This window comes from Thiospirochaeta perfilievii (assembly GCF_008329945.1).
In the GTDB taxonomy this organism is placed as follows: Bacteria; Spirochaetota; Spirochaetia; order DSM-2461; family DSM-2461; genus Thiospirochaeta; species Thiospirochaeta perfilievii.
The window spans coordinates 2508951-2534201 of sequence record NZ_CP035807.1 but is presented as its reverse complement, the minus strand read 5'-3'; the positions used below and the strand labels follow the sequence as shown (position 1 = coordinate 2534201).

The 25251-nt window shown below is 32.3% G+C and carries 18 protein-coding genes; 14 read left to right on the top strand and 4 right to left on the bottom strand.

The features are described from left to right. Positions 1–6 precede the first annotated feature (6 nt). Both hepT and EW093_RS11560 read right to left on the bottom strand, forming a co-directional pair. Positions 7–411 carry a type VII toxin-antitoxin system HepT family RNase toxin gene (hepT, locus tag EW093_RS11565; protein ID WP_149568562.1) on the bottom strand — a complete coding sequence of 135 codons (405 nt, stop codon included), beginning with the start codon at positions 409–411 and terminating at the stop codon, positions 7–9. Continuing rightward, positions 401–808: a nucleotidyltransferase domain-containing protein gene (locus EW093_RS11560; protein WP_149568561.1), complete on the bottom strand. Its 408-nt coding sequence runs from the start codon at positions 806–808 to the stop codon at positions 401–403. The genes hepT and EW093_RS11560 overlap by 11 nt, the downstream gene beginning before the upstream one ends. A 127-nt stretch (positions 809–935) precedes the next feature. Here EW093_RS11560 and EW093_RS11555 point away from each other — a divergent pair, with 127 nt between their 5' ends. From EW093_RS11555 to EW093_RS11525, 7 genes are all read left to right on the top strand, one after another. Beyond that, positions 936–1682: a substrate-binding periplasmic protein gene (locus EW093_RS11555; protein WP_149568560.1), complete on the top strand. Its 747-nt coding sequence runs from the start codon at positions 936–938 to the stop codon at positions 1680–1682. A gap of 60 nt (positions 1683–1742) precedes the next feature. Then, the gene (locus EW093_RS11550; RefSeq protein ID WP_149568559.1) at positions 1743–2354 is read left to right on the top strand and encodes a class I SAM-dependent methyltransferase; all 612 of its coding nucleotides are present in this window, start codon (positions 1743–1745) and stop codon (positions 2352–2354) included. A gap of 68 nt (positions 2355–2422) precedes the next feature. Continuing rightward, the gene (locus EW093_RS11545; RefSeq protein WP_149568558.1) at positions 2423–4510 is read left to right on the top strand and encodes a methyl-accepting chemotaxis protein; all 2088 of its coding nucleotides are present in this window, start codon (positions 2423–2425) and stop codon (positions 4508–4510) included. Positions 4511–4624: 114 nt separating this feature from the next. Next, positions 4625–8701: a hypothetical protein gene (locus EW093_RS11540; protein WP_149568557.1), complete on the top strand. Its 4077-nt coding sequence runs from the start codon at positions 4625–4627 to the stop codon at positions 8699–8701. After that, on the top strand, positions 8694–9683 hold the full coding sequence (locus tag EW093_RS11535) for a hypothetical protein (protein WP_149568556.1): 990 nt from the start codon (positions 8694–8696) through the stop codon (positions 9681–9683). The genes EW093_RS11540 and EW093_RS11535 overlap by 8 nt, the downstream gene beginning before the upstream one ends. Before the next feature lie 148 nt (positions 9684–9831). After that, entirely contained in the window at positions 9832–11244 is a 1413-nt protein-coding gene (locus tag EW093_RS11530; RefSeq protein WP_149568555.1) for a hypothetical protein, read from the top strand. Further along, positions 11237–12226 (top strand): hypothetical protein, encoded by a 990-nt coding sequence (locus EW093_RS11525; RefSeq protein WP_149568554.1) that lies wholly within the window; start codon positions 11237–11239, stop codon positions 12224–12226. Before EW093_RS11530 ends, EW093_RS11525 begins: the two co-directional genes overlap by 8 nt. A gap of 104 nt (positions 12227–12330) precedes the next feature. Here EW093_RS11525 and EW093_RS11520 read toward each other — a convergent pair whose 3' ends face one another. Continuing rightward, on the bottom strand, positions 12331–13659 hold the full coding sequence (locus EW093_RS11520) for an APC family permease (RefSeq protein ID WP_149568553.1): 1329 nt from the start codon (positions 13657–13659) through the stop codon (positions 12331–12333). A 386-nt stretch (positions 13660–14045) separates the two neighbouring features. On the opposite strand from EW093_RS11520, the gene EW093_RS11515 reads away from it, so the two are divergent. From EW093_RS11515 to gdhA, 4 genes are all read left to right on the top strand, one after another. Further along, the gene (locus EW093_RS11515) at positions 14046–15425 is read left to right on the top strand and encodes a sodium-dependent transporter (RefSeq protein ID WP_223111601.1); all 1380 of its coding nucleotides are present in this window, start codon (positions 14046–14048) and stop codon (positions 15423–15425) included. A 51-nt stretch (positions 15426–15476) separates the two neighbouring features. Continuing rightward, positions 15477–20042 (top strand): PEP/pyruvate-binding domain-containing protein, encoded by a 4566-nt coding sequence (locus EW093_RS11510; RefSeq protein WP_149568552.1) that lies wholly within the window; start codon positions 15477–15479, stop codon positions 20040–20042. A gap of 2 nt (positions 20043–20044) precedes the next feature. Next, a complete protein-coding gene (locus tag EW093_RS11505; protein ID WP_149568551.1) occupies positions 20045–20707 on the top strand; it encodes a LuxR C-terminal-related transcriptional regulator in 663 nt (220 codons plus the stop codon). A gap of 115 nt (positions 20708–20822) precedes the next feature. Next, entirely contained in the window at positions 20823–22175 is a 1353-nt protein-coding gene (gene gdhA, locus EW093_RS11500) for an NADP-specific glutamate dehydrogenase (protein ID WP_149568550.1), read from the top strand. Positions 22176–22221: 46 nt separating this feature from the next. On the opposite strand, the gene EW093_RS11495 is transcribed toward gdhA, so the two are convergent. After that, on the bottom strand, positions 22222–22578 hold the full coding sequence (locus EW093_RS11495; RefSeq protein ID WP_149568549.1) for an acyl-CoA thioesterase: 357 nt from the start codon (positions 22576–22578) through the stop codon (positions 22222–22224). A gap of 171 nt (positions 22579–22749) precedes the next feature. Here EW093_RS11495 and EW093_RS11490 point away from each other — a divergent pair, with 171 nt between their 5' ends. From EW093_RS11490 to EW093_RS11480, 3 genes are all read left to right on the top strand, one after another. Continuing rightward, a complete protein-coding gene (locus EW093_RS11490) occupies positions 22750–24051 on the top strand; it encodes a SpoIIE family protein phosphatase (RefSeq protein ID WP_149568548.1) in 1302 nt (433 codons plus the stop codon). 127 nt (positions 24052–24178) lie between these two features. Next, the gene (locus EW093_RS11485) at positions 24179–24955 is read left to right on the top strand and encodes an EFR1 family ferrodoxin (protein WP_187759689.1); all 777 of its coding nucleotides are present in this window, start codon (positions 24179–24181) and stop codon (positions 24953–24955) included. 36 nt (positions 24956–24991) lie between these two features. Continuing rightward, on the top strand, positions 24992–25243 hold the full coding sequence (locus EW093_RS11480; protein ID WP_149568546.1) for a hypothetical protein: 252 nt from the start codon (positions 24992–24994) through the stop codon (positions 25241–25243). Positions 25244–25251 lie beyond the last annotated feature (8 nt).

The following is a 25251-nucleotide window of genomic DNA, read 5'->3' as shown; positions in this document are numbered from 1 at the left end:
ATAAAATTAGACAAGCACTGATTTTAAAAATTCTTTAAAATTACATAGATGATGATGAATAAGATCAAACACTAATTCCCAATCAATTGAATTGTATTCATGAACAGAAATATTCCTAAACCCAACAGAACTTTGAAGTTTTTTAGCTAGATCAATTGAAATAATTTCTTCATTAGCTAGAACCTGAAAGGTACCAGCCATAGTATTAGAAGGTTTTAAACTTTTCTCAGCAATTATTATAGCACCCATATCAACTGTAATTTGTACAGCTCTTTCAAGGTTAACGGATATTATATCCTGTAGATCCATATCATTTATTAAAAGATCTAATGAATCAGGACGTTTATCCTCAATTCTTTTAAGGCATCGAATAAGAGATTCACTTTTTTTTATTAGTGTATTACTCATCATTTAAATAGTCCTTTAGTAATTTCTTAGCCCCTTGCTGCTGAAAAGGTAGTATATCTTCTGTATATGTCTGCATTCTCTGAATATGACTAAATAAAAGATCTGGGTTACTGTTTTTAACAATATCTCCCTTAGTAAGAACTTCTTCAATAATCAACCCTTCCATTTTATTTATATCTATAACACTAGCCTCCAACTCAATTAGAAGTGACAGTGTTGTAGAAATTTCCAATAAAATCTGGTTAGTAATAACATGACTACTTCCAATAGCTATATCTACATCACTACTTAAAGTTAATCTGTTTTGAACAGCAGAACCATAAATTATAACAAGCTCAATGTCGGGATAATTATTAATCGTAGTACAAACATATCTTTTTATATCTTTTAAATCTTTCACTATATTTATAATACCTTATCACATATTAATAAACAATGTTAGGTTTTACATCTTTTAATTGAACCTCTATATATAATTTATATTGATTTATCCTAATAGGAGAACTAGACTTTAAACGGGGGAGTGTATGAATTATTACAGAATAAAAAATATTTTCTTTATCTTATTTTTTTCATGTATCTTTATTGATTTATCTGCCCAAAACAAAATTGTACTTAGTACCCATAATCTTTTTCCCTACAGTAGTTACCCAGATAATGCAGAGGTTAAATTTATTGCGGATGAGACATTTACAGGAGTTGCAATAGAACCGGTTCGATACGCATTAGATATGATGAACTTTGAACTTGAAATTCAAGTTGTACCATGGGAAAGAGCACAAATTATGGCTAAAAATAATGAGACTGATGGGTTTTTTGCAGCATCACAGAAAGATAGCCGAGATGAATTTGCAATAATGTCTTCTTATATAGCAGATCAAAAATGGAACTGGTATATTCTTAAGGAAAATCCCCTAAACCCTGAAAGTCCAGATTTTAAAGAAAAAGCCCAGGTTGCAAGCTTTCTTGGAGCAAATATGCTAAAATGGATGAATCAAGAAAATTATAATATAAAAGGAACTCCTCCAGACACAGAACATCTACTTAAAATACTTCTGGCTAAACGAGTCGATGCTGTAATGGCAAATAATTATGTAATGGATGCACTATTAAAAAAATATAGGGTTGAGGATAAAGTAAAAATATTCACTAATCAAAATAAACCTCTTGGTGTATACTTTACAAAGAAATTTATTGCAGAACACCCAGATTTCCTCGAAAACTTCAATAAATATATAAATAAGTATCGTAGAGAAACATCTAAGTGGAACTAAAGAAATTAAGGATAAATAAATACTATTACTACTTAAATTATTAACTGATATAATCAACTTATGGATGAGTTAACTTCATTATTTTACAATAAAAATGCAGATATATTACAAGAAAAGTACAATAGTAGTTTCCCAGAATATATAAATCTATTTAAAAAGTTTTTTCAATTAGGGACAACAGTTTTAGATATAGGTTCAGGATCTGGTAGGGATTTAAATATACTAATGAATCAAGGGTTTGATGCCTATGGATTAGAACCTTCTGAAAATATGATCCAAACATCTATAAAACAGTATAAAGATCTTACTAATAGGGTACTTATTGGTAGTCTGCCCAACAGTATTCCTTTTAATGTTTCAACTAGGTTATGGAATAATATCTTAGCTTCTTCAGTGTTACAACATATACCGGACTCTGATATCTATAAGTCTATAATTGCAATTAACAATTTATTAAAAAGTGACGGCATTTTAATAATATCTGTCCCTACAGAGTACCCTGAAATTATTAATAACAGAGATAAAGATGGAAGACAATTTTATATTAGGTCTAAGGGAGAGTATATACAACTATTTAAAGATATGGGATTCAAACTAGAGTATGAGTCTGTTAATAACGATGCTTTAAATAGAGATAATACAGTATGGACAACTCTAATATTAAAAAAGTAAAATAAATTTGAAAATTGCCATAAATTAATGATACGATCTGTAAAAGTATTAGAAATAAAGGTGTATAAATGATTTTTCGTAATTTAACAATAAGAAAAAAGCTAATAATAATTACCGGTTTAATAATTCTATTAAACACAGTAGGACTTAGTACTTTAGCGTATAATGCTAGTAAGCAATCCCTTAAGGAGACCATTACAGAAACTCTAACAATAATGGCCAATGAGGGAGCAAAATATATAAGAGCTAGTATTGATGTAAATATGGCAGTGATTGAAGGGATTAGAAACAACTCTGAAATGAAGGACATGGACTGGGAGGTTCAAAAACCCTTACTTTTAAATGAGTTAGAAGCCCATAACTTTCTTGGTATTGGTATAGTTTCAAAGGATGGGACAGCTAAATATACTGATGGCTCTATTAGTAATTTAGGAGATAGGGATTATGTAAAAAAAGCTTTTGCAGGGGCTACCAATTATTCCGATGTAATAATTAGTAGAGTTACTAACTCTCCAGTTATAATGTTAGCAACACCAATTAAAGATAATAAGAATACTATTCAAGGAGTGCTAATTGCTAGATTAGATGGAACAGCACTATCTGATATTACAGATAATATTGGTTATGGTAAAACTGGGTACTCCTACCTAATAAATAACAAAGGGAATTTTGTAGCTCATACTAATAGAGAGTTTGTTTTAGATATTAGAAACTTTATTAATGATAGTAGTAAAGACGAAACCTTAAAAGATATTGCACGAGTACAATCAGAGATGATAAAAACACCTAATGGTCATGGATATTACTCTTTTCAAGGGGAAAATCAGATTGTTGGTTACTCCAAGGTTCCAGGGACATCATGGATAATAGCAACGGCTGCTAATGAGGAAGAGGTTTTTTCCCATATAAATAATTTAAGAAGACTACTAATTATCTTTTTTGTAATTGTATTCTCTATTGGAATTTTATTAACACTAATTTTTGCTAATAAAATTACCAAATCTATAGTTAGAGTAAAAGATCTATTAAAAGATATTTCTGAGGGAGAGGGAGACCTTACCCAAAAATTACCCACTATTAGTACCGATGAAATAGGATCACTATCACTATACTTTAATAAAACAATAGATAAAATTAGATTATTAATAACTATAATTCAAAAACAAGCTGTTACCCTTCAAGGGATTGGAAGCGATTTAGCTAGTAGTATGGCAGAATCAGCTGCTGCTATAAATGAAATTAGTGCAAATATACAGGGTGTAAAAAATCAAATTAATACCCAAGCCTCAGGAATAGAAGAGTCAAGCTCTACAGTTAAATCTATTGTTCATGGGATAGATAATTTAAACACCCATATAGAGACTCAATCATCGAGTATCGAAGAGTCTTCTGCAGCAATAACCCAGATGTTAGCAAATATAGGCTCCGTAGGGAATATTCTTGGTAATAATGCTAAAAATGTAAAATCCCTTTTAGAAGCTTCCAAACAGGGACAGAAGGAGATTATTACAGTTTCAGATAATATTAAAACAATATCTAATGAATCTGAAGGACTGCTTCAAGCAAGCTCCATTATCTCTGGGATAGCAAGTCAGACTAACTTACTAGCAATGAATGCAGCAATTGAAGCTGCCCATGCAGGGGAAGCAGGAAAAGGTTTTGCCGTTGTGGCAGACGAAATAAGAAAACTGGCAGAAACATCTGGTGCTCAGTCAAAGACAATAACCGATGTACTAAATAACTTAAAAACACTAATAGATACTGTATCTAAAAACTCAGACTCAGCTATGGCCCAGTTCGAACAAGTTGTAAAAATGGTAAATACTGTAAATGAACAAGAATTAATTATTTTATCAGCTATGGAGGAACAAAGTGCTGGAGGTAAACAAGTAATGGTAGCTTTGGATCAATTATCAGAAATAACCTTGGGGATTCAAAACAGCTCACTAGAAATGACAACTGGTAGTAAGGATGTTATAGATGAAATGAATAGGCTAAATACTGTTACCCAGGAAATAAACGGTAATATGTCTGAAATGTCTATAGGAACTAATGAGATAAATGAAGCGATGCAGGATGTGGATAGAATTTCTTTAGAAAATAAAGATGCAATAGAAATCTTAAACAAAGAGGTGTCTAAGTTCAAGATTAAATAATTAACACTGTTTCCGTTATATTTGGAAATAGTGACATAAATTGAATTCATATAGATCTTTTCCTCTATACAAAGAGAAGTAACACAACTCTTTCAATGGAGGAAATAGATAAAAATGATAAAGATAAGACACATATTACTACTCCTGGTTCTAACAACTGCCCTAACCCTTTTTTCCAACGGAAATAGTGAGGAGAGAGAAACTAAAAGACAGTATTCCTCTGATATTATTATTAAAGATGGGGATAATAACATCAACTCCTTTAAAGTTATAAGGGATTCAAAACTAGGAAGTGAATTAATAAAAATTGTAAGTAATAGTGATTCTTTTTTTATTATGGAGGAGTTTACAGTAGACTCCTATCAAGAAATTACTCCTAATAATTTAACCTATAATGGGAATAAAACAAATACAAAGCTAAAGTACTTTAAAGATTACAATTACACTAAAACCAAGGATCTTGACAATCTCCCTGACACAATAAGCCTTAAATATAGTGATAAAAGTATTATATTAGGTATTATTTTAATAAATAAAGATACTCCGTCAAACTCATTTAAACTTATCCTTGAAGTTCTACCTAATATAGCAATTAATCCAGACGATTTTACATCTACATCCCAATTAATTGATACTTTAGAACAAAATTCAGATTATAAACGATTTTTCAAGAATCAGTTATTAGGAAGTAATACATTTACTAGTAGTAGTGGAAACCCATTTCCAATATCCGAGATTGATAACCAATATGTATATAAACTTAAACTAAACTCTGACTTAGCTATAACTAAAGAGAATGCCAAAAATAATATTGGGTACTTTGATACAATATATAACTACAATGTTAACAGTAGTAAAGAGCTTGGACACTCTGTAATTCAAAAATTTCTAAAAGTATATTTTGATAAGAGTAAACCTATTTTCCATCACTATATAAATGAGTATATGGAGGGTAAAAATAAACCATTTGACTATAACCAGTATACGACAATAACAAAGAGTGATGGGGAGGAACTTGTATCCTGTGCTCTGAAATATTTAACATGGGGTTTAGAATATACCCTAGATAAAAACCAAAGGGATAATAATAGTAGCAACAATATCTATCCATCCCAGTTATTAGAGCAAAATAATAATTTAGATTTATGGTTAAAAAGTTATGAGGGTATTAGTTTAGATAATAGGGAAAATAACTACCTTCCTTTTAAACCAAAGAGTATAAACTCTCCTGTTAATGAACTTGACCCTACTTTCAATAGTGAGAAAGTTGCATATTTAGAAGAGATAGCAGCGGAATATTTTCAAGCCCCAAACAGTAAGCTAGATAATATAGAGTTAACCACTCCATTTTACTTAGGAGACAGTATTATTACAGGGTCTTCCCTACCCTACGTTGAAGGAGGTATGGATTCTCCTAGAACATTTAATTATAAAATGAAGAAGCAGTTTGATGTTGTAAAAAGATATAAAACAATCTATCCAAGGGGTTCATTATATGGGAATAATAACTATTTCACATTTGATACTTATGGTAATAAAAAAACAGCTAAACAGTACTATTTTGCCTTAAACGACAGTGTTGGAAATAATTTTATGGTAAATGTTAATACCGATAAACCTTTTGTCCCAGGGAAAAACCAAGGGAATACATATAGGGGAATAAACCTTACTGGTGTGGATAGTCTTGGCCTGCTATCTGGATCAATAGCAATGACATCATTTTACACCAAGATACTAGGTATTGAAAACGATAAGAAATCTAAAACCCTAGATGACTACTACAAAATGGGGAAAACAGAGGATGGGAAAGTCTCTTCTGACCTTTTAGATAGTGAGGGAGAACCTCAGTTCACACTTTTAGGGGAATATGACCTAGATAAAATAAGATTTACCCGGGAAGATATAGAGAGAAGTAGTGTAATAATTCCAGACTTAAGCCTAATTCAACCAGGGGACCTTCTTGTTAATACAACAAATGGGAGAACTGAAGTAGGGATAGTTGTAGATTCCGGATACAAGGATGGAGATACAACATTTAATATTGGAAATGTTTTAGTTTTATCTGTAACAAAACAAGATGGGAGGGTATCCCTAAACTACTGGGGAAATAGTGGAATACTAAGCTCCTTTACCGACTCTCCAAAGGATTTTATCCCTAGAAGGCTTATAAAATATATAGGAAAAGAACCTAAAAATTTTGAAGGTGATGACCTGTGGGATCCCTTTGTTTATACTCCTGAAACAATTCTAGCAGATATTGATTTAGGATTAAATAAACAGACAAACAGAAACTATAGCCATTGGATTCCCAATACAGGGGAACTATATGAAATAAGATCTATAAGTTTTAAAAATAAAGATAATAAATTAATTGAAGGTAACAATATTCCAGTTAAACTGCTACCACCCACGGACCAATATTACAGCAATAGTGACCCTGAAAATAGTGACACAGGGAATGGTAGTAATATAAATGTAAATAAAGGTGATGGTTTTGAATTTTATGCTGTTCAGATAACTAGTAATAACAATGAGATAGTCTATGACAATGTAAAGCTTGCAACATTTAAAAAGTTAAATATAAGTCAAGGTAGCAGATCAAGATACGAAGTAATATATGAACCTGGTATATTTACAACAGATGGTGATACAAAGGAGGACTTTTCTCTACAATCTGTCTACGGGAAGTTAGAGTTTAAAAAAGATGATAATAATATTTACAGCCGGTTTGGAATTAGACCCTTAGAAAATAATATTAGACCTGGGGATGATATTTTACTTAATTTCCAACTTAATATTAATGATAATCCAATAGATGCTTTATCTAAAGAGGAAGACTTTTTAGCTGTGTATGACAAAAAAATGTTATGGAGGGCTAACTTATATATAGATGATGATAAAACAGGATTAAATGACTTTAATAACAAATACCCATGGAACGCTCCACCAAATAAAGTCGAAGCAGATGTTATTGGAGACTATATTGAAGTTCAACTAAATAACAATTATGAAGAGATCTCTAACCCAAGATTTAAAATAATTAGGCGTTTTTACTCAATAAATCAAGGGAGTTATCCTAATAACACAACAAGCCTTAAAGTGTGGTATGGGCCTAATGAGTGGAATAGAGTTATGGTAACAAAGGATCAAGCACAACAATACTCTGTAAATAACACCGCTAGAGGATATAACTGGGAGGATTTATCACAACTTATTCAGGGGAATGGCAAACAGGTCGTATCAATCCCCTCCTCTGTTTACTATAATAGAGGTATTAATAAATCTAGTCGTATAAATACAAATAGTGTAGTCTATGAATTTTGTAGAACAACAACACCCTTTGAGTTCTATAATCAGATGCAAGAACAATATGAATATATGTTAGATAAATCCACAGAGCTTGAAAACATAATGAATGAAGCTAAAGAACTTTTAGATTCTGAAGATACGGATGAAAATAGAAATGCATTTGATGAAGTAAAAGAAGCATATAAATATATAAAACCAAACCCCAAAACATTATTACCTAGCCTGTATACAACTTTAGGTTATTTACAAATTGAAGATGGAAATAAACAAAAATTGTTGGAAATATGGAAAAAATATGATCCTTCTAAAGCAAAACCTGCATCTAGGGATGCACTAGGTTGGACTGTATCACCACAAAAACCATTTTTACAGCCAGAAGGTGAACAAACAATGTATGGTATAAACTATTCAAAAAAGGAAGCAGGGGTTGATTGTGGGGGATTAATCTACATGTCAGAAGCCTACATAGGAACAAAGTATAAAAGTTATGGAGAAGGTTCTAATTCTGCAGAGAGAGGTATAAGAAGTATACACGATACAGGACAAGGTACAGTTTATACCCCTAATGACAATTTATATAACATTATGGAAAGTAGTGAGTTTTCAGGTTTAAAACGTGCAGAAAATAGAAAAAGAGTAGTCCCAGGGGATATTATCTATTACTCTACTAGCAAGAGCTACCATGTAATGATTGTACAGAATGTAGATATTATAGATGGTAATAGGGAAGTTGAGTTAGATAAAATAAAAGTTATTGAGTCTACACATGATGGAGATCTAGAAGGTATTTCTCTGTATGGAGTAGGTAATAAAAATAACTTATCTGTCTATAATAATAGGAATATGAATTGGATTTTAGGGAGAATTAAACAAAATGATTAAAAAAACAGCTATTTTACTATTAATATTATTTTCACTTGATATTTATGCTGAAGAGGTTTCAGAGTATAGGGGTTCTTTAGTTAAATCATTTCAAGTTGGAGACAAGAGTAATCAATTAGGAATGGATACAAGCGCAGAAGGCGGAGGAACGTCAGAAACCCAACCCTCTGCAATGTTTATCAATAAAGAAGATAACTTAATCATCGCAGATACAAATAATAGTAGAATGTTGTCTCTTAATAAAGAATTAAGTACAAGCGATGCTTTCGGAATAGGATCCAACATAAATTATTCATTAAGATTAAAGGAAGTTGATAATATTCTTTGGGGAACAACATCAAATAGTCGACATTATATTCTTGATAAAACAAGTGGAAAATCAACAGAGTTATATATTGATAATAATTTAACTTTAGGTTCAAATTGTACAATTTTCACAGGAAATATAATCTTTACATACCTTAAAGATGGATCATTAGCCTCCTTTGTTTTAGAGGATAGAGAGAACCTTAAATTCTCTAAAAGGTTATCTGAACATGAGACTTTTAAACTGTTTAGAAATAAAAAGAAGTATGGGCTAGAGGGTTATACAATAGATAAAAGCAAAAGGATGTTTTATAATGGCCAGCTATTAAACACTGATTTCTCTACAAAGTTTGATTATTGGAAAGATTTACATAAAAAAAATAGTTTAGAAGTTCCCAGAATAATCCCTGGAGTTCCAGAGTATAATAAGTTAGATATAATGAAGGGTGGATCGACATACATTGGGACGGATATAGATGGAAACACATATTATGACATATCCCAATCACTAATAATTTTTGACAAAGATGGGTGGGTATTAGATTACTTTTTTTTTAAAGATCGTATACTTATAAAACCTGCAGTTAACTCAAATGGAGATGTGTTTTATCTATTAAGAGAGGGAACTAAAGATGTTCCAGTTTTAAACTTATATAAAATAGATAGGAAATGGTAGAAAATGCGTTAAGGATTGCAGTGTTACCCCTTAGGATTTATCCTGAGGAGTTTAGCGGATAGCCCGACCCAGATCTATCTGGGGAACACCATGGATCTCTTACAAGGCTGTCTATGATATTAATTTCTGTCTCGTAAATTGCGAAAACATGCAGCAATTTAAAGAAATTAACCGGATGTTATGGAGGGCTAACTTATATATAGATGATGATAAAACAGGATTAAATGACTTTAATAACAAATACCCATGGAACGCTCCACCAAATAAAGTCGAAGCAGATGTTATTGGAGACTATATTGAAGTTCAACTAAATAACAATTATGAAGAGATCTCTAACCCAAGATTTAAAATAATTAGGCGTTTTTACTCAATAAATCAAGGGAGTTATCCTAATAACACAACAAGCCTTAAAGTGTGGTATGGGCCTAATGAGTGGAATAGAGTTATGGTAACAAAGGATCAAGCACAACAATACTCTGTAAATAACACCGCTAGAGGATATAACTGGGAGGATTTATCACAACTTATTCAGGGGAATGGCAAACAGGTCGTATCAATCCCCTCCTCTGTTTACTTTCATAGAGCGGCCACAGGAGGTATTAATACAAATAGTGTTGTTTACAGTTTTTGTAGGACTTCAACACCCTTTGAATTCTATAATCAGATGTATGAACAATATTTAGCAATGTTTGATAAAGCAACAGAGTTAAAAAGTAACATGGATATTGCAAGGGATCTTTTAGAAGATGAAGATACAGAACTTAATAGAGAGTCTTTTCTGAATGCTACTATTGAATTTAATAATTATAAATTCCCAAGCCAAGACCTTCTACCAAATCTTTCTACGAGTTTAGGATATTTAAATATTAATAGTATTTCTGAAAATGATAGACTAATATTATTAGAAGTATGGAAAAAATATGATGGAGATAAGGCAAAACCAGCTTCCAAAGATGCTTTAAACTGGGGCTCATTAGCTACTAACTTAGAGCCTGTTTCAGGTAATAAACAACCTTCTCCAACATATCCATTTAAACAGCCTGTAGAACGTAATTATTTAATATATGGGTCAGAAATGACAAACCAAGAAGCAGGGGTTGATTGTGGGGGATTAATCTACATGTCAGAAGCCTACATAGGAACAAAGTATAAAAGTTATGGAGAAGGTTCTAATTCTGCAGAAAGAGGGATAAGAAGTATACACGATACTGGAGAAGGTACAGTTTATACCCCTAATGATAACTTATATAACATTATGAAAAGAACAGATTATGATACTGAATTAGGAATAAAACCTAAAAATAGAAAAAGAGTAGTCCCAGGGGATATTATCTATTACTCTACTAGTGAGAGCTACCATGTAATGATTGTACAAAATGTAGAGATTATAGATGGGGATAGGGAAGTAGAGTTAGGTAGTATAAAAATTATTGAATCTACGCATAGTGGTTATCTTTCATTATTTGGAGTTGGTAATAAGAACAATTTAAAATTTTATCATAGTTCAGAAAATGATCAAAATAGAGATTGGATTTTAGGGAGAATTAAACAAAATGATTAAAAAAACAGCTATTTTATTATTAATATTATTTTCACTTAATATTTATGCTGAAGAGGTTTCTGAGTATAGGGGTTCTTTAGTTAAGTCATTTCAAGTTGGAAGCAACAACGATCAGTTAGGGTACTTAACTGGGGAAGATGCATGGGGAAGTTCAGAAACTAAACCAGGTAATTTTTTTAGTACAACGTTAGGGGAATTTATATTATCAGACATAATAAATAATAGAATTATATATTATGATAAGTTTTTTAATGTTATTTTAATATTAGAAGATAATATTGGTATTCGTTACTCTGGAAGAATGAAAGATACATCTAATATTTTATATGGAACATTTAATAATACTAGATTTTATGCTATCAACAAATCAAATAAAAAAAGCATAGAGTTATTAATCCCAGAAACTATTAATTCTAATGGAAATAAAACTCTTTTTACAGATCAAGTTATCTTTACATACCTTAAAGATGGATCATTAGCCTCCTTTGTTTTAGAGGATAGAGAGAACCTTAAATTCTCTAAAAGGTTATCTGAACATGAGACTTTTAAACTGTTTAGAAATAAAAAGAAGTATGGGTTAGAGGGTTATACAATAGATAAGAGCAAAAGAATGTTTTATAATGGCCAGTTATTAAACACAGATTTCTCTACAAAGTTTGATTATTGGAAAGATTTACATAAAAAAAATAGTTTAGAAGTTCCCAGAATAATCCCTGGAGTTCCAGAGTATAATAAGTTAGATATAATGAAGGGTGGATCGACATACATTGGGACGGATATAGATGGAAACACATATTATGACATATCCCAATCACTAATAATTTTTGACAAAGATGGGTGGGTATTAGATTACTTTTTTTTTAAAGATCGTATACTTATCAAACCTGCAGTTAACTCAAATGGAGATGTGTTTTATCTATTAAGGGAGGGAACTAAAGATGTTCCAGTTTTAAACTTATATAAAATTGATAGGAAATGGTAGAAAAAACGTTAGGGATAGTAGCGGTACACCGGAAGGATTTATCCTGAGGAGTTTAGCGGATAGCCCGACCCCCAAAGGGGGTAACGCCCTAAAAAGATCTAAGGTTAAGCTAAGGATTTTTTTCTATTAATAATATTACCAGTTAACATTATTATGATTATTATAACAGAGAATGTTATAAACATATCCTTATGTATTGCTGCCCATATAATGTATAGGGAACCGGCTGTGGCCAGGATTGGAGTTACAAATCTGTCTATGGTATTTGCGTCCTTAAAGTTCTTCATAAACCAAAAATATAGGCTTAAATAGACAAAGTATAGGAAGGCTATAGGTAGTTCTGATATATCTAAAAACCCTGAAAACCAGTTATTAAAGTTTCCATACCACACTACCAACCAGATAAAACTGAATACAAAACCTGAAATTCCAGAATATAAAGTACTATTGGTCCTACTATTAACCCTTGAAAAGATTTCTGGTTTTAATCCCATATTTCGAACTGCAATAGAGTACATCCCCCTTGAGGATGCCATTACTAAACCATTTAAAGTTCCAAGGCATGAAACTATTACAAAAACCGTTAAAAGTGTCCCAGAGAGAGGTCCAAAAAGGGTGGTTATTACAACTAGGGATGTATTATCTCCATTGGATATAACATCGCTATTAGGCATAACACTAGCAATTCCTACATAGTAGAGCATGTAGACTACTACTATTAATATAGTTCCAAAGACCAATGCTCTAGGCAGAGTCTTCTTTGCATCCTTAATCTCTGCATTTATTGTTGTGGCTATAATCCAGCCTTCGTAGGCAAATGCTGTAGATAGTGATGCAAGAGCTAAACCACCCTGCTTTCCTGCTATATTTTGTGCCGTATTTGCAAAACTACTAACTGTCTGACCATTAACTAGACCTACTATTGTACCTATGATTCCTACTGCTAACAGAGGAACAAGCTTTATTAATGTTGTAGAGACCTGAAGTCTACCTGCAATAATTGGAGAAGCTAAATTTACTAAAAAGAATAAAACTAAATAAAAAAAGGCAAGAAACCAAACTTGATCTGGATTTCCAGTTAAAGCACATGTATAGTTAGCAGAGACCCATGATAGAACACTTACAAGAGATGGGTAGTAGATTGTAGTCATAAACCATGCAATATTAAAAGCAGCCCTGTTTCCATAAGCCTCTTCAAAGTAGTCAACGATACCGTTTACCCTCTCTATTTTTGATGCAATTTTAGAAAAAACATAGGCTGTTACAACCATTATGGCTCCACCAATAAACCATGCTAGAAGTGCAATAGGAAGTGACCCCCCAGATGCAATTAATACATCATCAGCCTTAAAAAAAACTCCTGAACCTATAACAATACCTACAACCATGGCACTAGTAGTCCAGAAACCATATTTTTTCTCTAATTTTTCCATACATGTATACTATATGCTATCTATGTTTTTGCGCAATATGTATTTTAATATAATAAATGTACGTATATTAGAGATGGATTACACAAAATATTCGAGAAATTTAATTTTGTTATTATCGTAAAAACTAAAGATCATCTGTTAAGTAGCAACCTCTCTTATTATACTAATAACCTAGACTTCACATATTACACATAATATATTCGTACAATATCAAAGACATAATACGATAAACGTCAATATAACAACTAAACTGCAAATAAATAATCATTTAACCATATGCATAAAATTCTAAATAAAAGAATATAGCCAAATTAAATAAGTATATCGCTTTTAAACATTTAGATATGTTTGCATTATATAGTTTTTACCGATATAATATTCAGACATTGTTTTTTGAGGTTTATATTATTATGATAAAAGAGAGGGATGGTTTTTCATCCAAGTTTGGTATTATAGCAGCTGCTGCTGGTTCTGCAATTGGTCTAGGGAACATATGGAAGTTCCCATATATAACCGGAGAAAATGGTGGTGGTGCATTTTTACTTGTATATCTAATATGTATTGTTTTAATAGGTCTACCAATTTTAATTTCAGAGATGTTGATAGGTAGAAGAAGTAATAAAAATGCTGTAGATAGTTTTTCCCAAATATCAGGATTAAAGGGATGGAAGATACCAGGAGCTCTAGCTATGGGAACATCTTTTTTTATATTAGCTTTTTATGGAGTTGTTGCTGGTTGGACATTAAACTATGTAAAACTTTCCCTAACAAATAGTTTTTCTGGTAAAAGTGTTGAAACCATAGATTCTCTTTTTAACAGTTTTATAACTAATCCAGTAGAGCCAATTATTTTTCAATCAATATTTATGGTTATTACAGGAGCAGTAGTTCTTTTAGGAGTACATAACGGTATTGAGAAGGCATCTAAAATACTAATGCCCTTTTTATTAATAATTATATTAATTTTAAATGTTAGAGCCGTTACTTTAGATGGGGCATCAGAGGGACTTAAGTTTCTCTTTAAACCAGATTTCTCAAGATTAACCAGGGATGGGGTTCTTGAAGCACTAGGTCACGCATTTTTTACCTTAAGTCTAGGTATGGGTATTATGCTTACCTATGGTTCATATATAAAAAAGGATGTAAACCTTGGAACTACTGCTGTTCAAGTTGCTATTGCTGATACAGTTATTGCTCTATTAGCAGGAGTAGCAATATTCCCAGCTGTATTTGCATTTAATATTGAACCCGCATCAGGTCCTGGTTTAGTTTTTATTACACTACCTAATATTTTTAATCAGATGGCTGGAGGCTTTTTCTTCCAGCTACTATTCTTTATTTTATTAGCAATTGCAGCCCTAACTTCCACAGTATCTCTACTAGAAGTAACTGTTGCCTATGTTTCAGAGGATAGTAAGTTAGACAGAAAAAAATCAACAATTATTGTTGTTTTGGCATTAATAATAATAGGTACAGTATTCTCTCTATCTATGAGTCCAAACTCTATATTTAGTTCAATATCTATAAAAAATATGAACTTATTTGACTTTGTAGATTATTTTACAGCAAACTGGATGCTTCCAATTGTTGCCCTATCCGTATCTATATTTGTTGGTTGGGTAATGAAAAAGTCAGATGTTAAGGATGAAATCTCAAGCTCGGGGGTTTATGCTAGTAAATATAGTAAAGTATTTATGATTATGATTAAATTTATATCCCCTATTTTAATTGCTATAGTTTTTCTTAATAAGGTTTTTGGGATATAGAAATAGATGCTATAATTATTTTAAACTATAACAAAGAGTGGAGTTATCTTAATGCTTACTGATATTTTTACTAAAAAAGAGTCTCTTAACTGTCTAAACACTGTGGTTGCACTTACAACAACTGAGCGACAAATGGAGATAGTTCTCCAGGAAATTGTAGACCAACTGCCAAAACTGTTAAGTAGAGTCGATATTGTATCCAGTATTCTAACAACCCCCTCCTCAAAGTATAAAAGCATAGGTTTTATTAAAACCCAATACTCTGACAAATTAATACTAAACCTATCCCAAGGTAAAAAAGGCTCCCTTAAACTCTATTACAAAGAGGAATTAAGTAAGGAAGCAAAAGAGTATAAAAAACTACTAACAATTTTAACCACAATAATAACAGGTTATATCTCTAAGATGGAGCTTAACAACCTATACTATGATCATAATGAGAGAGTAAAAGAGCTTAACAGCATCCATCTAACCAATATGATACTAAAGAAAAACCCAACGCTTACAGACTCCCTCCAGGAGATATGTGATCTTCTTCCCGAAGCGTGGCAATACCCCAAATTTACAGTAGCTAGAATTTATTTTGATAATAAGATATTTACAAGTCGAAAATTTAAAGAGACTTCTTGGTCACTTAAAAAGAGCTTTGAAACCCCAGATAAAAAGAAGGGTACTCTTGAAATATTCTACTTAAAAGATTTCCCTATTTCAGATTTTGGACCATTTTTAAAAGAAGAAAAATCCCTTTTAGATGTTTTAGCTTCAATTATATCCGGGGCATATACAAATAACTCCCTTCAAACTCTTTTAGAAGTAAATACTGAACGACTAAAAGAGTTAAGGGGACTTAATAAAACATCCGAAATACTTAAAAATAGTGCCTCTATAGAGGAGTCTTTACAGGAGATTTGTAACATCCTCCCCGAGGCATGGAAACACCCTGAAGATACAGTTGTAAGAATAAATTTTAATAAAATGATTTTTACAAGTGTAAACTTTAGAGAGAGTATCTGGGTTCAACGTCAAAGTTTTGAAAGCCCAGGAAGCCAGAAGGGAGAGATAGAAGTCTTTCTACTAAAAGAGTACCCTACAGAGGATGAAGGACCTTTTTTAAAAGAAGAACGGGACCTACTAATTAACCTTAGTCACTTAATATCTGGAACAGCCGGTAGTAATATTTTAAAAAAGCTAATATCAGAAAACAATGAGCGTCTTAAGGAACTTAGAGCCATAAATAGAACATCTAAGATTATTTCTGAATGTAAACCAGTTGATGAAACTATGTCAAAAATTATCTCTATTCTACAGGTCTCCTGGCAGTACCCAGAGTATACCGCTGTTAAGATCCATTACGAGGGTAGAGATTATATAACCCCAGGCTACAAAGAGACAACCTGGAGCCAGGATGAGAACTTTATTACAATAGATAATAATAAAGGTTATATTAGGGTTGTTTATTTAAAAGAGTTCCCCCAAGCATATGAAGGCCCTTTTCTTAAAGAAGAGAGGGATCTTTTAGTTAATATAGGAAAGCTAATAACAAGTTATTTTAACGACAATAAGGGTAGGGATATCTTTAGAAGCAATATCCATGAAAAAAGAGAGGTTGAAAAACCTGAAGAGTATAAAAAAACACTAACAACAAATAAAAAACCTCTGCAACAGTACTTTAACCAGCAAGTTATTGATAAGTATATATACCTGGATATGATGAAGTATAAAGTTAAGGAGATACTATTTGTATCCACTTTCTACGACGCTTTTATTCTAGAGAATGAAGATGGTTTTTTTGAACGTTTTATGGGGGAGATCTATCAGTATAGTCTTTTCTCCCTACCAAGAATAACAGGAGTAACCACATCGGAAGAAGCCCTTGAGATGTTAGACTCAAAGTCCTTCGACCTTGTTATTTTAATGGCAGGATTAGATAGGGAAGCTCCGGTTTTATTAAGTGAAAAGATAAAGAATAAAAGACCCTCCCTACCAATTTATCTACTAATAAACCAAAAGAGTAATATTAAACACTTTGAGGATAAGGTAGCCTCAACAAACTCCTTGGATAATCTCTTTTTCTGGAATGGAGACTCTGAGATTCTTTTTTCAATTGTAAAATCTAAGGAAGATATGACAAATGTTGAAAATGATACAAAGGTTGGTCTTGTTCGGGTAATATTAATGGTTGAGGATTCGTGCCTATACTACTCAAAATATCTACCAATGTTATACGGTATAGTTTTTGGACAGGTACAAAGACTTCTACCTGAGGTTGAAAAGAAGGAGCTGGATAAAATTTGTAAAATGAGATCCCGCCCTAAAATCCTACTCGCTAAAAACTATGAAGATGCTATGCAACTTTTTAACAAGTATAGGGACTACCTTCTATGTGTTATATCGGATATAGAGTTTGACCATGGGGGACAGCTTGACAAGAACGCTGGTATAGATTTTATAAAACATGTTAAATCCCACAAAATGAAACTACCAATAATTTTACAATCTTCTAATGGTAAAAACAAACAACAAGCTGATGATCTAGATGTTTTTTTTATTAACAAAAACTCGGATACACTTTTAAATGATCTAAAAAAATATCTCAATGCATACCTTGGCTTTGGGAATTTTATTTTCCAGGATCTAAATGGTAAAAAAATAGCAGAAGCTCGAACCCTTAAGGAGTTTGAAAAGCAACTTAGAGTTGTTCCTGATGAAACTTTCTACCTACATGCTACCCAGAACCAATACTCTATTTGGCTAATGGCCAGGGGGGAGATTACCCTTGCGAAAACAATTAATCCTATGCGAATAGAGTCATTAGATAATATATCCTTAACTAGGGAGTACCTATTAAATATTATTGGAGATTATCAGGCAGAGAAAAAAAAGGGTAAGGTTTTTAGATTTGAAGAGGATACAAAATTTACTGAAAAAAATATTGTAACAATTGCTGGTGGTTCCCTTGGTGGAAAAGGTAGAGGATTAGCATTTATAAATACCCTAATATATAACTCAGATTTCTCAACTATATCCAGTGAGATAAATATTAGAACTCCAAAGACAGCTATTATAGGAACCAAGGAGTTTGATACTTTTATTAGCAGAAATAAGCTCTACGATAAGGTAATAAGTAAGGGACGTAGTTTTCATGATATAAAATTAGCATTCCTAGCTGGGAAACTATCCTCTGGCCTAGAACATAAACTATTTAAATTTATTGGTCAGATAAAAAATCCAATAGCCGTAAGATCCTCAAGTCTATCAGAGGACTCCTTTACCCAGCCCTTTGCCGGTGTTTATCATACCTATATACTACCTAATAACAGGGAAAATAAAACACTTACCCTAGAGAAGTTAAAAGAGAGTATAAAGCTTGTTTTTGCCTCGGTATTCTCCGATGAAGCCCAGGGATACTATAAGGCTATTCATCATAGAATGGAGGATGAAAAGATGGCCGTTATTCTTCAGGAGCTTGTAGGAAATAAATATGATGATTATTACTACCCCCATATTAGTGGAACAGCATGCTCCTATAACTACTACCCTGTAGCCCACATGAAACCGGAGGAAGGTTTTGCAATGACAGCCCTTGGTCTTGGTAGTTACGTTGTAGAGGGGATGAATTCCTACAGATTTTCTCCTAAATACCCTAACGTCGATATGTACTCCAATAAGGACTTAATAAATAGCTCCCAGGTTAAGTTTTACGCCTTAGATTGTCGAAGGGAAAATATGGATTATGCTGTTGATGGAGAGCTTGCATCCCTTACCCTACTTAATATTAGTGAAGCTGAAAAACATGGGTCACTTAAACACTGCGCCTCAGTATATGACCAACAAAATGATAGAGTTGTTCCTGGTCTCTCAACCCCAGGGCCACGAATACTTAATTTTGCAAACATTCTTAAATACAACTATATACCCCTAGCTAAAACCCTGGAAATTCTACTAAATACCCTAAAAGAGTCCCTAGGTTCTCCAGTAGAGATTGAGTTTGCTGTGGATCTAAATAAAGCGGAAAATGGGGTTCCTACTTTTTACCTACTACAAACTAAACCTATGGTAGATAGTAGTAATTTTATACACTTCGATATTGACCAGTTCAAAAAGTCAGAATCCCTACTCTACACCCAAACAAGCCTAGGTAACGGTGAAATAGACAATATATGTGATGTAATATATGTGGATAAAGATCTATTTGATAAGATGAAGACCCTAGAGATGGTTGAGGAGATAGAGTACTTAAACCGTGTAATGATGAATGAAAAGAGACCTTATATTCTAATTGGCCCAGGAAGATGGGGAACAAGGGATCAGTTCCTAGGAATTCCCGTTAATTGGGCTCAAATTTCATACGCCAAAATAATTGTAGAGATAAGTTTAGATAACTTCCCTCTAGATTCCTCCCTAGGATCCCACTTCTTTCATAATGTTACTTCAATGAACATTGGTTACTTCTCTGTAAATAATCAGAAAAATGCAGAGTTTATTAATTGGGATAGACTTTACAAGGAAGAGGTTATTCATAAAACTAACTTTTTTAGACACATCCGATTTAGTAAACCTCTTAAGGTTATTATGGATGGTAGATCTAAAAAATCCATAATTATTGAGGATGTATAGATATGGATTGTATAAAAATAGGATTTTATAGTGAACACAATCTGATACAAGAGGGTATTTCTACCCTACTTGAATCAATTCAAGACTTTCATGTTTTAATAAAATATAACAATATGGATAAGTTAATCGAGGACACAGATCTAAAACAGATACACATTCTTCTACTACACCTGCAGGTATTAGATAAGACGGTTATGAATGTTATTAGCCGGCTAAGTAATAAATATCCTAAGTTACAACTTCTTATTCTCTCTGCAGAAAAAGATGAAGGAAATATTCTAAATACAATAAAAGCTGGAGCTAAAGGCTTTTTAGCTAAAGATAGTAAGAGAAAAGATCTTTTAGAAGCTATCTATACCCTAAGAAGTGGGCATGACTACTACAGTAAGTCCATAACTCAACTTCTACTTAATAAATATATTACAAATATAAAAAGTGATGAGAGTTGTACAGAAAACCAAGGAATAAAGTGTCTTAGCTCAAGGGAGCTTGAAGTCCTAAAACTATGGGGAAATAGTTATACCAATAGTGAAATCTCCGAGGAGCTTTTTATTAGTGTAAGAACAGTTGAATCCCATAAAAATCATATAATGCAAAAACTAAATATGAAAACATCCGTTGACCTTGTAAAGTTCGCAATTAGAAACAACATTGTAGACTACTAAGAGTATTACGGAATTCCCTAGGTGTTTCACTTAAAATCATAGGTCAAATCTACAAATATCTAAAATATGATATATCATAATAAATCAGATAAAATATAGATATGGAGTAAAATAAATGGCTAATATTTCAAATGTGAAAGTTGACGAGTTTATGGCAAAGGTTATTGCAAAAAACCAAGGGGAAACTGAGTTTCACCAGGCAGTTCAAGAGGTTGTTGAGTCCCTAATGCCTTTTCTAGATGAAAATCCTGAATATAAATTTTCAAAGATTTTAGAACGAATGATAGAACCTGAGAGAGTTATTATGTTTAGGGTTCCATGGGTTGATGATAAGGGAGAAATTCAGGTAAACCGTGGTTATAGAATTGAAATGAACAGTGCAATAGGTCCATATAAGGGGGGGCTTAGACTACACCCCACTGTTAACCTAGGTATTTTGAAGTTTTTAGCCTTTGAACAGGTATTTAAAAATAGTTTAACTACACTACCTCTAGGTGGTGGTAAAGGTGGATCTGACTTTGACCCTAAAGGGAAATCAGACAATGAAGTAATGCGATTTTGCCAATCTTTTATGACTGAACTTCAAAGACATATTGGACCAAATACCGATGTTCCAGCTGGTGATATTGGTGTTGGAGGCCGTGAAATAGGTTATCTTTTTGGACAATATAAGAGAATAAGAAATGAGTTTACAGGAGTTCTTACAGGTAAGGGACTTGAGTGGGGAGGTTCTCTAATTAGACCAGAGGCAACTGGATACGGTGCTGTATATTTTGCAGAACAGATGCTTATTACTAAATCAGAGAGTATGAAGGGTAAAACTGTTGCAATCTCTGGTTCAGGAAATGTTGCCCAGTACGCTGTTGAAAAAATAATTGAATTAGGTGGAAAAGTTGTAACACTATCAGACTCTAGTGGATATATTTATGATCCAAAGGGTATAGATAGTGAAAAATTAGCCTTTGTTCTTGAACTTAAAAACTCAAGAAGAGGTAGAATTTCAGAGTATGCTGAAAAATTTGGTGTTGAGTATTTTGAAGGGAAACGACCATGGGAAGTTAAGTGTGACCTTGCTCTTCCATGTGCTACACAAAATGAGATCAATACTGATGATGCTAAACTACTAATTAAAAATGGTTGTTATCTAGTGTGTGAAGGTGCAAATATGCCTTCAACTCCAGAAGCAGTCGATATTTTTATAGAGTCTAAGATTCTATTTGGACCAGGAAAAGCTGCTAATGCCGGGGGTGTTGCAGTATCTGGCCTTGAGATGAGCCAAAACTCAATGCGTTTAGCATGGACCAGGGAAGAAGTTGATGCACGTCTTAAACAGATAATGAGTGATATACACGAAACTTGTGTTAAACATGGTAAAGATGACGCTGGTTTTGTAAACTATGTAAAAGGGGCTAACATTGGTGGTTTCCTTAAAGTTGCCAACGCTATGATGTCTCAAGGTTACGTTTAAACTACTTATAATAGATACAAAAGGTCTTTTTAAGACCTTTTGTATATTAAAATTCAATGGCAATTTTACTACCATCAACATCTACTGAGACAAATGTAACTGTTGTAGAGAAAGCTAAAATCTCCTTATTTAAACTCCTATTATCTTCATAAACTTCCACTAGATATGTAACCGATGAACTCCCTACCCTAAATTTCTTAGAGTGAAACTTTAAAATGGAACCATTTTGAACAGCGTGTTTAAACTCAATTTTATCCATGGCCCTTGTAACAAAGGAGTACTTAGGAAAGTCCCTAGTTGCTGCCATCCAAGCACACTCATCTACCCATGAAAGTAACTGCCCTCCAAAAAGTGTTCCATGATGATTTAAATGCTCTGGTCTAACTAAATTATAATTATCCATATTATTCTCCTTATACAACAATATTAATGGACTAAGTATCCCTATTCAACCCTATTTACTTCTAATTAAGCACAGAACAAACTTTAATATAGTTAAATTTATTAATTATATTAATATTTTATTGACGATTCTAAAATTCCCTCGTAATCTAAATAAAGTCGTGGGGGATTAATGATGATAAAAAAAATATTTGCAGTACTACTTCCAACTCTACTATTATCTTGTACAGCCAAGCTGGATAACCTAAATACAATAGATAAGAACTGGGAATATAAGCTTGGACAAGAACATGAATATTATACAAGTATTAGTGAAACAGATTTTAAACCCTTAGCGAACTTAGACAACTTAGAGAGACTTCTTCCAAAACAAGAAGGTTTTATCTGGATAAGAAATAGTTTTGAGATTCCCAAACATCTTATATCCAAGGACATTTCCCTTCTTTTAGGAAGAATTACAATGGCGGATAAAACATATTTAAATGGTCAATTTCTTGGAGAGGGAGGTAATTTCCCTCCCCAGTTTTTTAGTAACTGGAATCAGTTTAGATACTTTCCCATACCAAGAACTTCAATACTATCTAACAGAAAGAATGTTCTTCTAATAAAGATCTATGTAGCGGGAGAGGGTTCTGTTACAGGGGATTTGATTTTAGATCAAAGGGATATAGTAGAAAAAATATATGAAAAGCAGGAGTTATTAAACTCTAATATAAACATAATAATATCCGCTATCCTTTTGGTAATTGCGGCCTACTACTTCTCAATATACTTTAAAAGAAAATCTGATAAAGAGAACTTATATTTTGCAGTCTTATCAATTAGTACATCTATATACTTAACTAACTTTTTTATTACAAAAATTCCAGGTTTTGGTGATTGGGAACTATCCTATATATTTTTCCAAAAAATTATTTTTATCTCCGTTTTTATTAGTACCTACGCCTTTGTAGGTTACATTAGAACATTTTTATATATAGAAAAAGTGAAGTGGCAGATAATTCTTACAAAGATGGTACTATTTATACCATCAATTATACTTCTCTTCCCAAGGGAGTATATAACATTAAGGACAATTACAAACTATCTACAGCTTTTAATAATTATTCCACTGATACAATCAATTTACTACATTTTTAAATCAGTGCTAAATAAAAACAGTGATACAAAGATACTATTATTAGGAATATCTCCTTTTATTTTTACAGTCTTCTTTGACCTAATAGTACACCAAGTACTTAAATTTAAAGTGCAAAAGGGGGATATGTTACTCCTATATTCCGACTGTATTACAGAAGCTACTAACAGTTCAAACCTGGAATATGGAGTGGAAGGTTTAATAAAGAGTCTTGAAACTTTTAAAGGGAATAATCCTGAAAAAATGATAGAACACATTACAAGTGTTTTTAATAAATTTATAGAGGATAACCCACTTAAAGATGATCTTACAATAATAGCTTTAGGTAAAATATAAATTAAACGAGAGAAGAAGAAATAGAGCTACTTTTGGTTAAATATTCTTAAAGACAGCCTTCCATCAACTTAGTAATTAAGTTAAAATAGATGTAATGTGCATAAGCACATTTGTGGAGTTTTATATAATGAATACAATAAACCAAATTTTTTTTTCACCAACAGAAACGACAAAAAAAATTGTAAATAAAATTGGAAATGGTATAGGGTTTAGCCAACAGTTTGAGACAGATATTACCCTATATAAGAATAATTATAATTTTAAAGAGTCTGACTTAGTTATTATTGGAGCCCCAGTTTATGCAGGAAGGATTCCAGAAGTTGTAATAGAAAGAATATCAGACTTAAAAGGATCAAACTCTTTAGCTGTCGTGGTAGTTGTATACGGGAATCGAGAATTTGATGATGCCTTATTAGAACTAAGGGATTTAGCCACAGATAAGGGTTTTAATGTTATATCTGCTGCTGCATTCATTGGAGAACACTCCTTCTCCGACTCTATTTACCCTATAGCAGCAGATAGACCTAATGAAAAAGATCTTGAATTAGCTTTTGAATATGGGGAAAAAATTAAAAGTCTTATTAATAGTGGTGATATAAAAAATAACATTTCGGTAGATGGGAATAGACCATATAAAGAGAGAAAACAAGCAGCAGCTTTTAGCCCTATTACTTATAAAGATAGATGTTCTTTATGTATGAAGTGTGTTGATCTATGTCCTACAAATGCTATTGATAAAAACAACCCTTTGATAACCGAGGCACAGTTGTGTATTAAGTGTGCAGCATGTGTAAAAACTTGTCCCTCAAATGCCAGGGTATTTGAAAACGAATATATAAAGAGTGTTGCAAAACGATTAAATTCACTTTGTAATATTCCTAAAAATCCTTCGATCTTTATTTAAATTGCATATTTATATTCTATATTCAATAATTTAAGTATGATAGAAAAATTATTATTTATCCCGTTTAGGGAGAATAGGGTTCACTTATTAGAAAAACTACAACTTCTAAGTTTTTACATAATATCTTTATTATTAATAATAATAGTTCCAGTTGAAATATTTATAATATTAATCCCTGATAAGGCATGGATGTTAATTTTTTTGGCATCCTTTAGTTTAGTTTTAGATATTGTAGCTTTAATCATTTTTTTAAAACTAGGAATATTATATATTCCCAAAGAATCCTAGCCATAATA

Coding starts and splice junctions, on each gene's coding strand:
- EW093_RS11535 (WP_149568556.1), top strand. CDS start 8,694: ATGATTAAAAAAACAGCTATTTTACTATTAATATTATTTTCACTTGAT.
- EW093_RS11510 (WP_149568552.1), top strand. CDS start 15,477: ATGCTTACTGATATTTTTACTAAAAAAGAGTCTCTTAACTGTCTAAAC.
- EW093_RS11545 (WP_149568558.1), top strand. CDS start 2,423: ATGATTTTTCGTAATTTAACAATAAGAAAAAAGCTAATAATAATTACC.
- EW093_RS11490 (WP_149568548.1), top strand. CDS start 22,750: ATGATGATAAAAAAAATATTTGCAGTACTACTTCCAACTCTACTATTA.
- EW093_RS11520 (WP_149568553.1), bottom strand. CDS start 13,659: ATGGAAAAATTAGAGAAAAAATATGGTTTCTGGACTACTAGTGCCATG.
- hepT (WP_149568562.1), bottom strand. CDS start 411: ATGATGAGTAATACACTAATAAAAAAAAGTGAATCTCTTATTCGATGC.
- EW093_RS11525 (WP_149568554.1), top strand. CDS start 11,237: ATGATTAAAAAAACAGCTATTTTATTATTAATATTATTTTCACTTAAT.
- EW093_RS11550 (WP_149568559.1), top strand. CDS start 1,743: ATGGATGAGTTAACTTCATTATTTTACAATAAAAATGCAGATATATTA.
- EW093_RS11480 (WP_149568546.1), top strand. CDS start 24,992: ATGATAGAAAAATTATTATTTATCCCGTTTAGGGAGAATAGGGTTCAC.
- EW093_RS11555 (WP_149568560.1), top strand. CDS start 936: ATGAATTATTACAGAATAAAAAATATTTTCTTTATCTTATTTTTTTCA.
- EW093_RS11530 (WP_149568555.1), top strand. CDS start 9,832: ATGCAGCAATTTAAAGAAATTAACCGGATGTTATGGAGGGCTAACTTA.
- EW093_RS11485 (WP_187759689.1), top strand. CDS start 24,179: ATGAATACAATAAACCAAATTTTTTTTTCACCAACAGAAACGACAAAA.
- EW093_RS11505 (WP_149568551.1), top strand. CDS start 20,045: ATGGATTGTATAAAAATAGGATTTTATAGTGAACACAATCTGATACAA.
- EW093_RS11540 (WP_149568557.1), top strand. CDS start 4,625: ATGATAAAGATAAGACACATATTACTACTCCTGGTTCTAACAACTGCC.
- EW093_RS11495 (WP_149568549.1), bottom strand. CDS start 22,578: ATGGATAATTATAATTTAGTTAGACCAGAGCATTTAAATCATCATGGA.
- gdhA (WP_149568550.1), top strand. CDS start 20,823: ATGGCTAATATTTCAAATGTGAAAGTTGACGAGTTTATGGCAAAGGTT.